Genomic DNA, 14,836 nt, shown 5'->3' with positions numbered 1-14,836 from the left:
TTTCCGCGTCAGCGGCGCGGGAGCGCCCTTGCCCAGCGCCGAGGCGATCTGCTGCGCTTCGGCGCGTCCAAACACCACACCGGGCGGGAAACGGGCCATGCCTGCCGGCGAGGTCGGGCGCCAGGGCCACGAAGGCGCAAGACTTTCCGCCGCGAACTCTCGCTCGCCTGCGCGGGCATCTCCCGACAGCACAAGAGGTTCCGCGTCAGCGGCGCAGGAACATCCTTGTGCTGTCAGGAGTTCTCAGCACGTCTGCGCATCGGCCTTCGTCTGGAGTTCTTGAGCCGGAGCGCGCAGCGTCGTCCGGCGGTTGCGGACGTCAACCCGGATGATCGGCAGGGTCGCCGGGATTTTCCGCAAGGCCTGGACGGTCCCGCCGGCGGTGCGAGTCGGGTCTGTGACCGCGATAATCGCGTCACAGTCCCGGATCATCCACTCGCTGCGCGCGTGCAGGACGTCGACGCTGAATCGGGTGCCCAGGGTGTCGGTTCGGGACGCGAACCGGCGCGCGGCCAGCAGCCGCTGCTGCCAGTCGTGGTTCCACCGCTGGTCGTGGCCGGGGTAGGGCTGGTACAGCCACACCGGGACGTCGGCGTCGCGGGCGGCCTCGGCCCAGAGCAGGTCGGCGCCTGCGGCGGCGCCGCTGATCGCGACCTCCATGCCACGATCGGTGGCGAGCTTGGCGGCGATCCGCCGCAGCTCGACGGCCAGCCACGGCTCGCTGCCGGGCGGCAAACCCTGTGGGCGGTGCCCGGTGCAGGCGACCCGGGTCCACCTCCCGGCGAGGTGGGGATCGAGCTGCGCGCGGTGGCGCATCAGGTACCGGCCGAGCAGGTTCTTCCCCGGTATCGGCTGGTGCCGCGAGCAGGAGCAGCAGCCCCACGTCTGGTCGTGCCAGGTGTTGCGCTCGATCAGGCAGCTCGTGCCGGTGGCCAGCAGCCGCTCGGCCAGCGCGGGATCGGTGAACTTCGCGGCGATCACCTGCTGCATGACGAGGTAGCGGTGCAGGTCGTCCCAGTCAGGGCGCAGCCGGACCCGGCGGCCGCGGTGTTTCGCCTCACCGGCGGACGGGGCCGCGGCGATCCAGGCGCGCTGCCGCGGGTCGAGAGTCTTGCCGGCGTTGTAGGCGGCCTCGCCGCTCGGGTAGTCCGCGTCGTCCCAGGTCAGCGGGTGCTCGTGGAAGTTGGACAGGAACCGGTGCTCGCCGGCGAAGCCGTTGACGAGGTCGAGCATGGGCGCGCTCCGTTCGGTGGGGTGCGGTGACGGGCGCGCATCCAGCGGCCGTGCTCGGGCCGGGGCAGGGGTTTCCGCGTCAGCGGCGCGCGAGCGCCCTTGCCCCGGCCCCGGGTGGCCGCTGCTCTCCCGCACGGGCTGCCACCCCCGCTGAACAGCGCGCCGCCGCGGCGGTGTCGGCCACGACCGGTCCGGACCCGCGGTGCACAGGCCCGGACCGACGCCTCACGCGACGCGCAGCGCGCGGACGAGGACGTCCTCGACCTGGTGCGGGATCTCCCCGATGTCGGCGACCCGGATCGGGATCGCCCCGGGCGGCACGATCGTGGTGTCGTGCTCGGAAGCCAGGTCCAGCCACACCACGTGAACGCCGTGCCGGGCGAACCGTTCGACGACCTCGGCGGCCTGCCGCTCGATGGCAGGGCCGTAGTGGCCATCGCTGACCACGAACACCAACCGGGCGCCCTGGCCTGCCGTGAGCTGCAAGGCGCCGTCGAGCGCGCGCATAGCGGGGACGAACTCGTGATAGCCGTCGGGTGCGTCGAATTCCTGCACCGCGGCCGGCGGGACACCTGGGGCGGTGATCGCGGTGACGCGCTCACCGAAGGCGACGGTGGCTGTCATCCCGTCGACCTCGGCGGCGGCGTGCGCAACGATCCAGGCCAGGCTGGCCAGCATCTCCGTCGCCCAGTCCATCGAGCCGGAGATGTCGACGGCGATCCCGACGGTCAGCGGCGGTTCGGGGGTGTCCTTGCGGATAACCCGCCGAAACGGCTTGGCCGTGATCGGCGTGCCCATGCTCCGCTGCGCCGCGCCGAGCATGGCCTCTCTGCCCCGCAACCGGCCGGGCGGGACCGCGGAGTCCACGACGATCTTGCCGCGCTCGCGGAACTTCGCCCGCCGCAACGCCTTTCCCGTCCGCCGGGCAAGTTCGCGCTCGATCGCGGTTGGCGGGCGGAGCTCGCCGCGCGGATCGCTCGCACCGGACCGGCGGTTGCCGTGGAACACCCGCTCGGCTTCGGTCTCAGCGGCCTCCTGTTCGGCGGCATCTTGCGCGCGGCGACGTTCGCCGTCGTCGGGGACGGAGTCCTCGTCGTGCCCCAGCTCGGCCGCGGCCTCCTGCTCACCGGAGGCCGCCACGAGCACCATCGCACCCTGAAATGCCTCGGCGAGCGCCTTCTCGAGCTCGTCGGCACCGGTGTCCTCGTCGGCGTCCGGGGTGGATGCGGCGTCCTGCTCGTCGCGGCCGGATTCCTGGTCCGACGCAGTGGGTTCCTCAGTACTGTCGGGCAGCACACCGTGGCCGCACGGCGGTGCCGGAGCATCGGCGGGGTCTTCCACGCCGATGATGTCGGCCCAGCGGGTAGCCAGTTTCATCAGCCCGTCGACGTCGCCGTCCGGCACCGTCAGCGCTTTGCGCCACACCCGCCGCAGCCGGTCGAAGTCCTTGCGCCCCAGCGTCGTGCGGCAGACTGCGGCGACCTTGCGCACTTCACCGGTGGTGAGCACGCCGGCGTCCACCCTGCCGGAGGTCAGCAGGGCCGCCTGGCCGGCGCGCCAGCGGGTCGCGGCCGCCGACGGGGCGTCGGCGCCGGGCAGGATGACGCGCCGGCTGGCGGCGCGCAGGTAGAGCCGGTCCCCCGGTCGCCGGCGCAGCTGGCGGTGCTCGATCCGGATCTCCTCCAGGAGCACGGCGGCGCGGGTGGGGATGACGTCGATCCCGTCGCCGAAGTGGCTGTCCCACTGGGTGTGGGCGGCGTGCCCGGCCTCGTGGCAGAGCAGGCCGATGATCACCGGGTGGCGCAGCCGCCCCTCGGGGGTCAGCGGGTTGATCTCCGAGGGCTTGGCGCCGTCCAGCGCGACGGGGCCGTTGAGGGTGACCTCGCCGGTCGCCGGGGTGAACCAGGCGGGCGGATCGTCCGGCTCGGGCTTCCACCGCACGGTCGTGATGAGGTCACCACGTCCGGCGAGCAGATTGATCCCGCGGTTGAGACGCACGACAAGACGTAGCTGGGCGGGGGTCGGTGTGGCGTCGGCGGGGGTCACGACTCGACCTGCTTCCCCAGCTCCAGACGGTGAATCACCTTGCCGAGCATCTGGGTCAGGACGCCGTGGACGACGTCGCGGTCATCCGGCGGGACCTTGCCCAGCAGGTTCGCCAGGGCGTACTCGCGGCCGCGGCGTTGCTCGTGGCGGGCGAAGGACAGCAGGCTGCGCAGCTGCGGGGACCAGGCGAGCGTGCCTTTGCGGCGTCGCTCGTCGAGGTTGCGCGCGACCGTGATGATGTCCGGGGACACGCCGAGGTTCGCGGCCAGGCCCCAGTCGGTGCCCACTTCGAGGTGGTGCTCGAACCGGTCGCGCAAGGCCTCGGAAAGTCGCGCGCCGGGCACATCGGGGTTGAAGGCGGCGATGACGAACCAGCCCTTGCCCACGGTCAGCGGCTCCAGCTGCGGGTTCATCGGGAAGCGCAGCACGCCGCGGCCGTCCATCAGTGGGTACAGCACGCTGAGGACACGCGGGTCGATCAGCGCGATCTCGTCGACCAGCAGTGGCACGTCCAGCAGCACGGAGCGGTGCAGCGGGCCTGGTTGCCAGGTCCAGGACTTCGTGGCCGGGTCCTCGATGAAGGTGCCGATGAAGTCCATCTCGGTGGTGTCGGCGGTGCCGACGATGCTTTCCAGCCCGTCGTGCTCGTCGGTGGCGTCCTGGGCGAACGCGGCCTCGCACAGTGCCGTTTTGCCGGTGCCGGGCGGGCCGTAGAACAAGACGTGTTCCTGGTGATCGCGTGCCGAGCGCAGCAGTGCGACGTCCTCGAACACCTCCGCGACCGATCGCGGGTGGTAGGTGGCGCCGTTGGGGCGAACCTGACTGCCTTGCGGGACAAGGGTGTCGGCCAGGTCCAGCGTGGACGGGGCGGTGGAGACGGCTCCAGCGAAGGTTCCGTCGTCGTCTTGCCAGTCCGGCTCCGCGAGTTTGGATCCGGTCGGGGTGCGGCCGATCTTGCTGAGCATGTCGTCGCCGAGGGTGCTCACCACGACGCCTCCCCGCGCTCGGTTTCCTGCTGCAGGGCCGCGTTCTTGAAGGTTGTGACGACCTCGTCGCAGACCTGTTCGGCGGGGTTTCCGTACCCGCCCGGGGGCGGCGTCGTCAGAGCGAGCGCCAGGTGCTGTGGCACCTCGAACACGGTCATGTCCCGGCTGAGGCGGTAGCCCTTCGCGTTCTTCTGGTTGGTCAGGTCGCGCGCTGCGCGCTGGGCGGCCTCGGCCGTGCCTTTGCGGTGGGCCTGGAACTGGCCACGAGCGTTGCGGCGGCCGTAGTTGACGAGCAGCGTGTTCTCCACGAGCAGGAGTCGGTAGTACTTGTCGCTTCCGCCGCTGGTCATGTGCAATTCCCAGGCGTGGACCGTGACGGTTGATGCGCTCACCGCCGGCTCACCTTCCCTTCGCGTTGTGCACCCCGCCCGGGTTGGCGGGGTGCACTCGGCGGGCACCGGCACCGGGTACGGGGTGCAAGCCGCACGGGTTTCGCGGCTTGCACCCCGCCGGGGGTGGTGCAGAGTGCGAACGCCGCCGCCCGGGTTCCGGGCGTGCGGGACGAGGTGATCAGCCGCCACTCGGGGCGCCGCTGGGTTCCGGGCGATGGGGAACCCCGACCAGATACGCGGCGGCGGGTATGCAGGCGGGTTTCTGTCAAGAAACCCGGCGGTGGCACGGAAATGTTCGCGATCTGCGGGAGAAGAGAGCATGGCACCGGCGGGTGGTCAATCCGCCGGTGATCATGCGGTGATCAGCAGTGTGATCCCAGGAGGGACATCAGTCGTGACCTCATGCCGCGGCGGGACGCGGCGATTGGTGTAGCGGAGTGCAGTTCGGGCGGGATGGGCGCCGGGCCGGGGTGGCGCGCAGGTGGCCGGTCGCAGGAATCCTGGCTGAAGTCCCAGGAGGTGCAGTGGGTGGTGTGGTGGCCGTCGTCCCACTGCACCGTCATCTTCCAGCTCGGGCTGGCGGGGTCGCCGTCGTAGAAGGAGTAGTCGATCGAGACAACGGTGTAGCCGGCGCCCCAGTACTTGCTCCAGTACCAGCCGCCAGCGCGGCGGGGACCGAGAGACTTCGCGATGCCGTCCCAGGCATCCCGCGCACGGTCGGGGTTGCCCCTGGCCCGGTATCGCCTGTCGAGCTCCTCGAGGACATCCTCATCGGGCGTCCACACGCAGTCGCAGTCGTTGTCCTCGCGGTACAGCGGTGCGTACTCGTTGATGTCGTGGTCCCACACGTTGGTCCAGACGATTCCGGTGCCGTCGCAACGATCGCAGCCGGGATCGGCCCACATCCACCGGGCGTGCTCGACCGCGTGATAGCCATGCGGCGGGATGATCGTGAGGTCCATGTGGCTCTCCGTTCCGGGTGGTGTTGCGGGGACGGGGAGCTGTGCGAGCGGGGCGCGCCGTGGCGCGGAAAGGGTGGGCCGCAGGCCCATCGCGTGCGACGCCGAAGGCGCCCTTGCAGCGCTGCGGACGGTTCTGCTGGCATCGGCCCGTCTTCGCGGCGGCACCAGGGTGGAGAGCCCTGGCGCCGCCGCGCGTGCGCCGCTCAGGCGGCGAGGCCTGCCCGGCGGTGCAATCCGCTGCAGGCTCTGGTCCGGCGGTGCCGTTCACCCAGCCCGCCACACTCGAGCCGGCGCGGACCTCGCTGTCGCTTCGTGATAGACGCGGGCAGGTACAGATCCACGATCAACCTGCACCAGGCGATGAGCGGCAGCTCGCTCACGGCGAGTCTCCCGAGGCAGACTCCGTCTCCGATGATTCCGGCGGCTCCTCGGCGTCTGTGCACGCTGCGGCGTCGAGCTTCAGAAACGACCTGACGGCGGAGAGTTGGCGCATCAGGATGATCGGTTCGTTCCGCTCAGCGATCGCGCGCGTGCGCCAGTCGGCTGCCAGGGTGTCGCCGACGCCGAGCAGCACGCGCGTGCCCAGCCCCCACAACACGACGTTGATCGCGCAGCACGCGACGGCCAGGTGATCGAGGTCGTTGCCCTCCCAGGAGACGGTCGCCGGGTCGTGCCCGGCGGCGCGCATTGCCTCCGCGGCGGCCCGGAACATGCCGCCGCTTCCACACGTCGGGTCATTCACCGACTCGCCGGGCATCGGCGGCGGAAGTATCCGTGCCATCAGCGTGGTGACTTCCGGTGGCGTGTAGTACTGCCCGCGGGCTTGCAGTGCCGATTTGGTGCGCACCAGCGTCAACACGGTCCCGAGGAGATCCACTTCCCAGCGGGTCTCGTCGGTGAGCGCGAACAGGTCGGTGCGCAGCACCTCGACCGCGACGGCGTGGGCGTCCCGCACCGTCTCCGGAGTCATCTCCCGCTCGCCCAGCCACGGTTCGATCAGTGGCCAGGCTCGGTTTACCAGGTCCGGGCGGCTTTGCACGAAACGACGCCACAGCCTGCGCACGGTGTCGGCGAACGCTTCGGGTGTGAGCTCTATCAGTTCACCTGCCACCGCGTTCCGTTCGTGCACGGGCGGATCCACCAGCGACAGCACTGCCACCACGGACACGGGCACCTCCAGGTCTCCGTGTCCGTGCCAGGCGTGCCACTTCTCGTCGACTCGCTCCGCGAGCTTCACCACGTGCGCGTTCAGGTCGCCGGTGAAGCGGGCGATCTTCACCGTCGCCATCACGCCATCCCCAGCTGTGCCAGTCCGGCGGCCGCGAGCGTGCGCGTGGCCCAGGCGGGCGGCGAGGTCGTGGGCGGTGAGGCTGGGGCGGTGAGGTTGGCGTGGATGACGGCCATGTCCGGGTCCGATCTGCCGGCGCCGGACGATGTCCGGCGGGTGGACGCCCCTGGTCCGGGGCGCCGCCCGCCGGGTCGCCGCCGACCAGCGGAGACCGGGGACCCGCGCTCGCCCGGCCGGGTGATCCGGATCCGGGTGTCTGTCGCCGCTGGCACGTGAGGCCGGATCACCCGGCCGGGCCGGGCTGGCGGGGCATCGGGCTCCGGGTCGGCGGCGATCACCGTCGGGTGTCCCGGACCGGTGTCGTCACGCCTGGACCGCGGGGATCTGCCGGGCGTCCAGCACCGGATGGGTGCGTGGGGAAGACGGCGCGCGCACGCGGGCCAGGGAGGGCAAGCGGGTCAGGTACCTCAGATTCGGCCGGATTCGGCCGCCGCCGTCATGCCTTCCTCAATGCGCGCGATGATCTCCGAGCGCCGCTTCTGTGCCGCTTCAGAGGCGTTCTCGGCCTGGAAGTAGACGCGGGCCAGCCGGATGAAGTCGTGGATACGCCAGCCCGCGACGCCGAGCAGCACCACGGCGCAGACCAGCAGGACCGGCCACACCGGGTGAGCCAGAAACACGGTCGCGGCGAGGGCGGCCAGAGACGCTCCTCCCAAGGCGGTTGCCAGCCAGAGCGACAGCGTCACCGAATCCACGCTGCGCTTGTAGACGCGGTCGCAGATCGTGGCTGCCTCTCGGATTTCCGCATCGGCAGCGTCGAGCGCCGGGCCGCCGAGGTTCCTCAGCATGTCGCGTCGTGCGGCCACGGCGGCGATCTGGGCTCGGCACGCCTCCGCGGCGGAGGTGTCGTCGTCTCCGTGGTTGACGACGTCGGCGAAGTGATCGCCGAGACGGTGGATCTCGGCAGTGAGCGCGTCGAGTTCCTTCTCGTACCGCATGGTTGTTTCTCCCCGTGATGGACGAGCGATCGCGCCACCTGATCCGCGCGGGCGGGCCGGAGCGGGTCGGCGGTGGCGTTGGACGGGCGCTCGCCCAGCGGGCCGGCTCGGTCGGCGCCAGGGTTTCCGCGTCAGCGGCGCGGCAGCGCCCTGGTGCTGCCCGGAGGCGGTCTGCTGCGCTCCTGCGCGGTCAACCACGCCGGTTTCATCCGGGCCGTGCCCGCCGGGGCGTCTACTGCGGACCGTTCGTGAGGGTGTCGCCGACGATCCGGGCCCACTGTTCGGCGAAGGAGGCGCGCCGTTTCTCCGCGATGCCCGCGGTGGTGGCGACAAGGAAGTGCTCCCCGCGGGGATAGAAGGCAGCGTCGTCCTGTCGGCGCATCCACACGCGATCGTCGCGGTCCGGCGGGCCCGCCTGCGTGAGCCAGGCGCGGGCTTCGGCCGCGGAACCGGTGAACAGCGGGCGCACCGATCGCCAGGACGTTCCCTTGCGAGCTCGGTCGTTCTTCGCGGCGAAGTGGATGCGCCGGACGTCGTAGACCGACCATGGCTGCTGTTCGAGGCGGCCGAGGAACAGGTCGACGGCGATGTGGTTGCCGTCTTCGACGAGTCGTTCCAGCAGGCTGTGAGTCCCGTACAGTTTCGATTTCGGATTCAGCTTGACTGCCGGTTCTTCAAGAAGCAGCGCAGTCGCTGCTTCGTCGGGGTTCTCACGCATTCGTGTCAGCGTGTTCTCCAGCGATCGCCCGCCAGAATACGGACAGAAAAAACAAGCGGATTTTTTCCATATCACGCCGAATTCGGCGAGCAGCCGCGACAGGCACGCTTCCCTTGTCCAGCCCCAGGAAATCAGGGGATGCACCGGTGTCCTGGTCGCGGTCGCATACACGAGATCCCGTTTCGCGCGCGCTGTTTCCTCCACGCTGTATCCGATGACGTGATCATATTTCCGGCCACCGAGATTGGCCGCGATCCAGGTATCAAGCGGCCATCCTTTGAATTTGAGTGAACACCGTCGATGACTGAGCTGGGGAACCGTTCCGGAAAGCCTCGATTCCTCGGCCAGAGTCCAGGGACCTCGCCGGTTCACCCGGTGCGGGCGGGTGGTGTCGTCGAGGACGACGATGCCGTCGCTGTCACGCGGTCCTCCGCGGGCCAGCTGAACGGTGCGGACTCTCCTGTCCGCGAGAAGTGGCAACAGGAACTGCTCGGCGTCGGTGTAGGTCTGTGTCCACTCGCTGCCGACGACCGCGTGGAGCACGATCATGTTCGCCGGGTCGACGCCGTGGCGGTCGGGGTCGGACAGGACTTCGACCAGGTAGCCGGAGCTCTCGACGCCGAGTCCCCAGCTGACCAGGTGCACGGGCTCGGCCGCGGGTGCCGGGGCCGTGCTGAACAGGTCCATCGTGACCGCGTCCATGCTCATCGCCGGTTCCCGGCGGCGAGGTCGCCCACCGGGGAGCCGGCCAGCGCGGTCAGTGTGGCGGCGTGCTCGTCGAAGAGGTCGACCTTGCGCGTGCGGACGAGACCGTCCGCACTGGGCCGTACGACATGGTCGCGTGCCCACGCGGCGTCCTCGGCTCGCTCCCGCAGGTTGGCCGCCAGATCCGGGTCGCCGCCGTCAGGGTGTGCCTCGGTGGGAACCGGAACGAACTGCCAGCGGCAATATCGCCGCCAGTGGTCGAGGTCGGGCGCCGGCGGGAGCGCGGGTTTGCCCACCCCGATCCAGGCCAGCCGCTCGGCGGCGTCGGCGTGGGACCACTGGAAGTGGAGCAGGATTTCCTGGACCTGCAGGGCGAAGCCGAGCAGGTGCCGGGGCAGCGTCCAGTTCTCCCGGTAACTGCGGCTGTCGCGGTGCTGCAGGTTGACCCAGTTCGCCATCGCCTGGGAGCGCAGGTAGAGGTAGTCGACGTAGGCGGCGGTGAGGGTCTCGCGGCTGGAGGTCCGGGCGAACCGGTCGACGCCGGCCGGGAACGCCGCGGTCGAGCCGGTCACCGCCTTGAACACCCAGGGCAGGACGCCGTCGCTGGCGGTCTGGATGCTCCATCGGACCTCGGTGTGCGGGCGGGCGTGCAGGTGGTGGACGTCGAGCCAGCTCTGCAGGTGGGCTCGTCCGGCCGGGGTGTCGAGGATCCACAGCGTGGCTTCCTCTGCCGCGGTGTCGGTGGTTCCGAAGTCCGGGTTGCCGAAGCGGGTGGTCAAGGTGTGGTAGCTGGCGTGGATGGCGCCTCGGGTTGACAGGCCGTCCGCCGGCGCGGTGCACGCGATGGTCTGGATGTTGAGGTCGTCGTGGATGACGGCCATGACAGGCTCCGCTCTGCGCGAGCCGGGTATGCCCCGGCAGGTGTCTGCCCCAGGTCGGGGCGTCCCGCCGCGGACCGGCACTGCCTGGCGGAGGTCGGGGTGCCGTGCTCGCCCGACCGGGGTGATCCGGCTGCGAACCGGTCGGGTTGCTGATGTCGTCGCCGGCCGGATCACCCGTGTCGGGTTCGGGCGCAGGCGCCTCGAGCGCGGCGGCGGTGCGGGTCAGGCTCGGGTCGCCCTCGTCCGGGGCGACCCGGGGTGCTCTTCCCCGGCGTGCAGGTGGGCTGCAGGCCGGGGAAGGCGTGGGGATCAGCGGCTGAAGGTGGCGAGAGCGTCCGGTCCTGGGATCGGCGTGCCGGCCAGGGCCTGCAGGGTCTGCTCGTGTTCGTCGCGCAGATCGAAGTCCAGGTGCGGGTTGATCTCGCGGAGCATGGGCTGGTGCTCGCGGCTGGTGTCCGCCAGGCCGCGCAGCATGCCGGCCAGGTCCGGGTCGCCGCCGTGCGGGTACTGGGTGGTCTTGGTCGGCGAGTACAGCCACCTGCTGTTCTCGAGCCAGTGGTCGAGGTCGGACTGGGAGCCGCCCTGGACTGGGCGGCCCATCGTGGTCCAGGCCTGGCGTTGCGTCTCGGTCGCCTGCGACCACTGGTAGTGGTGCAGGACGGCCAGCACCTCGCGGGCCGCGTGGTGAAGTTGCTCGGGTCGGCGGCGCCATGTCTTGTAGCGCGGGTCGTTCCAGTCCTGCTGGAGGCACCAGTCCTGCTCGGCGTCGGCGCGCAGGAACAGGTAGCTGACGTAGGCGGCGGTGAAGGTTTCGAGGGTCGACTCAGAGAAGTGCCGGCGTGCGGCATTCACGAAGGTCGCCGTCGAGCCGGTCACCGCCTTGAAGATCCACGGCAGGACGTCGTCGCTCGCGGCGAGGATCAGCCAGCAGGAGACGCCGGTGGCGCAGCCGAGCGGGGTGCGCAGTCGCCGCGGAGCCAGGGGTACGCGTCCGGCCGGGGTGTCCAGCACCCACATCCCCGCCTCCGCGTGCCCGCTCAGCGAGCGCGTCGGCTCGCCGAACAGGGCGCGCAGGCGGCTGCTGGGAACGTGGATGTGCCCGTGCACGGTCAGCCCATAGGCGGGGACCGTGCACGGGTCGAAGTCGATGGTCAGGTCAGCGTGGATTCGTGCCATGCAGGGACTCCCCTTGTCAGCCGGCCACCGATGCCGGTGGCGGAGGGCGCCCTCGGGTTCGAGGGCGCCCTCCGCAGAGCCGTCGGGTGTTCGCGCAGCGCACGCCGCCGCGCTCGGCCGACCGGGGCGGGATCGCCGGAGGCGACCGAGCGCAGCGAGGCTGGTCTCCCCCGGTCGGCCGGGCTGGTGGGGCGTGTGCGCAGCGGCACCGGGCGGCTAGCGTCGGCGGCCTCCTCGGATCCGAACGCCGGAACAGCCACAGGTCGGACTTCGCCGGGTTGCCTGATCAGGTTCCCTGCGAGCGGACCGGCATGAGCAGGTGCCGGAACGCGCCCGGGTCCTCCAGTTCGCTCGGTGTGTCGGTGAACACCACGGGCCGGTTTGTGCTGCCGGTCGGGTGCAGGGTGATCAGGTTCCCGGTGAACGACTCCAGCGCGTCGACGAGATACGCGGGGTTGAACAGGTACTCCAGCGGAGCGGGGATGCCGGCGACGGCGGCGTCCCGCCCCGGGGCGCTGACCTGCTCGCCGCGTTCGCCCAGTACCGGCGTGACCCGCACCTCGAACGGGTCGAGTGTCACCGCGATCTGGCCGGCGGGGTGCTTCTTCGCCGCGAGCACCGCGGCCGCGCGCTGTGTTTCGGCCAGCATCCACGGTCGGTCGACGACTGCGCTTCCCCGCGGGTCGGTGGGGAAAAGCTTGCGATAGTCAGGAAATTCGGCGCTGGTGGACGTGGAGATCAGGGTCGTGTTGCCGCTGCTGAGTGACACCGACGGCGGAAGTCGCAGTTCCGGCTCGGGGTTGAGGTCGCTCAGCCAGCCCACACGCAGCCGGTCCCCGGTCATGCGCTTGAGGTATTTGGCCAGCAGTGCGCCGGGCATCACGGCTCCGCCGCGGGTGGTGTCCGCGGGCGCGGTGATCGCCGGGACGCTGGCGGCGGCCAGGCGGTAGCGGTCGGTTCCGGCCAGCGTGAGTGCTCCGGCGGCCACGTCGAGCAAGATCCCGGACAGCATGGGCAGCGTGTCGTCGGTGCCGATCGCGCGCAGTACCCGCGCAGCTTCGGCGGTGAACAGCTCGCGGTCGAGCTGGGCGACCACCGTGTGGTCGGGCGGTAGTGGCGGGAAGCCGTCCATCGGCACGGCGGCCAGCGGGACCGCGTAGCCGTCGAGTTCGAGGACAGGCTTGTCCGGGTCGCTCCCGTCGATCGTGGCACGCATCCCGTCGACGTCCTTCTTCCGGCGTCCCTTGACCAGGGCTCGCAGGAGTTTCGTCAGCTCGACGTGGTCGATGAGGATGCGGCCGTGCATGGTGTCGACGTCGGGAACGTCGACCCTGATCGTGTTCTGGCCGTCGGAGGTGGTGACGACCAGGTGATCCCTGTGCCCCTCCAGCAGCACACCGCCCCAGCCCAGCTGGCCGACGCGAGTCGAGATCAGTCCGGTCGTGGCCAGGGCGTCGACGAGCGCGCTGCGGCCGATGGTCAGGGTCAGTGGTTGGGCTGGGCCGGGCGGGGTGAGGATGGTGATCTCGGCGGAGTTCGCGGGCATCGAGGTGTCCTTCCCGACGCGCCACCGGATGTGACAGCCGGTGGCGAGGTGGATGTCCCGGGATTCGGGGCCGCAGCCGCGCGGCCGATGCCCGCGAGCGGAGGGCCGGACCTCGCGCTCGCCCGACCGGGTGTTCCGGCGGAAGAGTCCGCGGCCAGCCTCGGGGCCCGCGGCCGGATCTCCCGTGTCGGGCTGGGCTGGCGAGGTCCGGTGTGACGCCGTGGCGTCGGCCACCATCGGCGTGGCCGCGATCCGGGACATCCACCCGGGCGGAGCGCGATCGGTGCGAGCACGCCCCGCCGGAGCGGGCAGAGGGCTACCCGATGTGGAAGTCGGGGTTGACCCTGCGCAGCAGGGCCCGGATCCGCAGGGTCAGGGCCTCGGTTTCCAGCAGCTCTTCGACGATTGGTTCCGGGGTGGACAACCAGCCTCCGGTGTGCGGGTCGACCCCGACGACAACCACCGGCCCGAACAGCGGCAGGTGGCGAGGGTCGAGTTCGAGCATGGTGTGGGCGAGCCGGACGTCGTCCGTGGTGGACGGGTACTCGCCGTTGACGACGCTGCTCCACAGCCCGATGCGGTATCCGCTGGCGCGCCGGTTGTAGTGCCGGTGCGGGTGATTGGTGCTGTGCCCTTCGTTGTTGGTCAGGAAATCGACCGTCGGCAGGCAGGTGGCAGCGTCGACGGTGCTTCCGAGGTAGGGCGCCAGCGCCGGACGCAGGGAGCCGTCGGCGGAGCGCGGCAGCGTGACCTGGCGCATCGGCTCGCGCGAGTCGACTGGAATCAGCAGGCCGTCGACGGATGCGTGGTCCTGCGCGGCGCCGGGGCGCCACCGCATCGCATCCGCGGCGAAGCTCTGCTCGGCGGTGATGGTCTTCGGGCGGCCGGTTCGGACCAGGTCGGCGACGGCGTCATCGAGCGAGCGGAGAATCAAGTCGATGTCGGGTCGTGCTGTGGGCTGGGGCATCGGGGGCGCTCCTTGGAATGTGGCGTCTGGGACGCGGCCCTGGTGAGCACGGCGGGGTGGGAGCCGAAGGCCGGCGGGGGTTCTGCCCGGCGCCCCGAGGGCCGGAGCGCTGCGACGTGACCACGCAGGCGCCGGGCGGGTTCATCGCCGCTCGTCCCGCCGCGATGTGCTCCGGTGGGCGTCCCAGACGCAGGCGTCCCCGGATGCGGCATCGAAGCTCACAGAGAGCCGCCGCGACGATGGGGCAGCCGACAGCCCGGGCGGGCGCGGTAGGCTGGTCAGGTGTTTTCCTTCCCAGAGTCGACGCCTGGGGCTGTGGGGTAGACACATCGCTGGACGCTGTTTTGGCGACCTCGCCCGCGAAGCGAGGCGACCTTCGGGTCGGTAGTGACCAGCCGGCCCATCCCGGGTCTCCCGGGGTGGGCCAACTCATCGGCAACGACGGATCAGGCCACATCGAATTCGTCGTCATCGTCGGCCCGGTCCAGCTCCGCGAAAAGCTCCGCGTCCTGCGGGTCGGCCGCGATCACCAGGAACGCATGGCGCTGGAAGTCGCTCCCGCCGTCTTCGCTGTCCAGGGCGGGCACGTTGCCGGGCAGGACAGCGGCGACGAAGAACTCGTCGCTGGAGTAGTCGCGCAGCCCCACCACGGTGTAGTGGTGGCGGGCCTGGCGCAGCTGGCGCTCGACGGTGTCGGGGTCCTGGGTCGTGTCGATGCCGACCCGTGTCAAGAACTCCACCAGCACCGAGTTCTCTTCGCCGAGCGGAGCGCCTTCGGCGCAGCAGAGGTCTCGGTAGAAGGTGAGGATCGCCGCGCCGAGCGGGTGCTCGGGGTGCAGCAGCGGCGGATCCTGCTCGGAACTCGGCTGGCTGCTCGACATGCTGGTGGTCATGGTGGATTCGGTGTCCTTCCTGGATTTCGTGGGGTGGTCCGGCGT

At 70.7% G+C, this 14,836-nt stretch carries 13 protein-coding genes; all 13 read right to left on the bottom strand.

All coding sequences use genetic code 11. The annotated features are described in order from the left end of the window. Positions 1 to 243: 243 nt before the first annotated feature. Positions 244 to 1,233, bottom strand: a complete 990-nt coding sequence (locus BMY97_RS41295; RefSeq protein ID WP_091628525.1) for an NADAR family protein — start codon at positions 1,231 to 1,233, stop codon at positions 244 to 246. Positions 1,234 to 1,458: 225 nt separating this feature from the next. After that, positions 1,459 to 3,279, bottom strand: coding sequence for a VWA domain-containing protein (locus BMY97_RS41290; RefSeq protein WP_143086443.1), 1,821 nt, complete (start codon positions 3,277 to 3,279; stop codon positions 1,459 to 1,461). Next, on the bottom strand, positions 3,276 to 4,268 hold the full coding sequence (locus tag BMY97_RS41285; RefSeq protein WP_091628521.1) for an AAA family ATPase: 993 nt from the start codon (positions 4,266 to 4,268) through the stop codon (positions 3,276 to 3,278). The genes BMY97_RS41290 and BMY97_RS41285 overlap by 4 nt, the downstream gene beginning before the upstream one ends. Further along, positions 4,262 to 4,657: a WGR domain-containing protein gene (locus BMY97_RS47535; RefSeq protein WP_177231788.1), complete on the bottom strand. Its 396-nt coding sequence runs from the start codon at positions 4,655 to 4,657 to the stop codon at positions 4,262 to 4,264. The genes BMY97_RS41285 and BMY97_RS47535 overlap by 7 nt, the downstream gene beginning before the upstream one ends. Before the next feature lie 362 nt (positions 4,658 to 5,019). Then, positions 5,020 to 5,619 (bottom strand): hypothetical protein, encoded by a 600-nt coding sequence (locus BMY97_RS41275; protein ID WP_091628517.1) that lies wholly within the window; start codon positions 5,617 to 5,619, stop codon positions 5,020 to 5,022. Positions 5,620 to 5,995: 376 nt separating this feature from the next. Continuing rightward, positions 5,996 to 6,907 (bottom strand): N-6 DNA methylase, encoded by a 912-nt coding sequence (locus BMY97_RS41270; protein ID WP_091628515.1) that lies wholly within the window; start codon positions 6,905 to 6,907, stop codon positions 5,996 to 5,998. A gap of 467 nt (positions 6,908 to 7,374) precedes the next feature. Beyond that, entirely contained in the window at positions 7,375 to 7,905 is a 531-nt protein-coding gene (locus BMY97_RS41265) for a hypothetical protein (RefSeq protein ID WP_091628513.1), read from the bottom strand. A gap of 232 nt (positions 7,906 to 8,137) precedes the next feature. Then, entirely contained in the window at positions 8,138 to 9,331 is a 1,194-nt protein-coding gene (locus tag BMY97_RS41260) for a hypothetical protein (RefSeq protein WP_143086442.1), read from the bottom strand. Continuing rightward, positions 9,328 to 10,209 (bottom strand): hypothetical protein, encoded by an 882-nt coding sequence (locus tag BMY97_RS41255; RefSeq protein ID WP_091628510.1) that lies wholly within the window; start codon positions 10,207 to 10,209, stop codon positions 9,328 to 9,330. The genes BMY97_RS41260 and BMY97_RS41255 overlap by 4 nt, the downstream gene beginning before the upstream one ends. A 309-nt stretch (positions 10,210 to 10,518) precedes the next feature. Beyond that, a complete protein-coding gene (locus BMY97_RS41250) occupies positions 10,519 to 11,385 on the bottom strand; it encodes a hypothetical protein (protein ID WP_091628509.1) in 867 nt (288 codons plus the stop codon). A gap of 286 nt (positions 11,386 to 11,671) precedes the next feature. Then, positions 11,672 to 12,931 (bottom strand): DNA polymerase III subunit beta, encoded by a 1,260-nt coding sequence (locus BMY97_RS41245; RefSeq protein ID WP_177231787.1) that lies wholly within the window; start codon positions 12,929 to 12,931, stop codon positions 11,672 to 11,674. Positions 12,932 to 13,247: 316 nt separating this feature from the next. Beyond that, on the bottom strand, positions 13,248 to 13,898 hold the full coding sequence (locus tag BMY97_RS41240) for a hypothetical protein (protein WP_091628506.1): 651 nt from the start codon (positions 13,896 to 13,898) through the stop codon (positions 13,248 to 13,250). A 446-nt stretch (positions 13,899 to 14,344) separates the two neighbouring features. Next, positions 14,345 to 14,791: a hypothetical protein gene (locus tag BMY97_RS41235; RefSeq protein ID WP_091628504.1), complete on the bottom strand. Its 447-nt coding sequence runs from the start codon at positions 14,789 to 14,791 to the stop codon at positions 14,345 to 14,347. Positions 14,792 to 14,836 lie beyond the last annotated feature (45 nt).

Source organism: Amycolatopsis saalfeldensis (genome assembly GCF_900110575.1).
In the GTDB taxonomy this organism is placed as follows: Bacteria; Actinomycetota; Actinomycetes; order Mycobacteriales; family Pseudonocardiaceae; genus Amycolatopsis; species Amycolatopsis saalfeldensis.
This window is presented reverse-complemented; position numbering and strand designations above follow the sequence as displayed.

Bases quoted from the DNA above. Each gene is read 5' to 3' on its own strand.
- BMY97_RS41275 (WP_091628517.1), bottom strand. From the start codon at position 5,619: ATGGACCTCACGATCATCCCGCCGCATGGCTATCACGCGGTCGAGCAC.
- BMY97_RS41255 (WP_091628510.1), bottom strand. From the start codon at position 10,209: ATGGCCGTCATCCACGACGACCTCAACATCCAGACCATCGCGTGCACC.
- BMY97_RS41245 (WP_177231787.1), bottom strand. From the start codon at position 12,931: ATGCCCGCGAACTCCGCCGAGATCACCATCCTCACCCCGCCCGGCCCA.
- BMY97_RS41270 (WP_091628515.1), bottom strand. From the start codon at position 6,907: ATGGCGACGGTGAAGATCGCCCGCTTCACCGGCGACCTGAACGCGCAC.
- BMY97_RS41235 (WP_091628504.1), bottom strand. From the start codon at position 14,791: ATGACCACCAGCATGTCGAGCAGCCAGCCGAGTTCCGAGCAGGATCCG.
- BMY97_RS41295 (WP_091628525.1), bottom strand. From the start codon at position 1,233: ATGCTCGACCTCGTCAACGGCTTCGCCGGCGAGCACCGGTTCCTGTCC.
- BMY97_RS41250 (WP_091628509.1), bottom strand. From the start codon at position 11,385: ATGGCACGAATCCACGCTGACCTGACCATCGACTTCGACCCGTGCACG.
- BMY97_RS41265 (WP_091628513.1), bottom strand. From the start codon at position 7,905: ATGCGGTACGAGAAGGAACTCGACGCGCTCACTGCCGAGATCCACCGT.
- BMY97_RS41260 (WP_143086442.1), bottom strand. From the start codon at position 9,331: ATGAGCATGGACGCGGTCACGATGGACCTGTTCAGCACGGCCCCGGCA.
- BMY97_RS41240 (WP_091628506.1), bottom strand. From the start codon at position 13,898: ATGCCCCAGCCCACAGCACGACCCGACATCGACTTGATTCTCCGCTCG.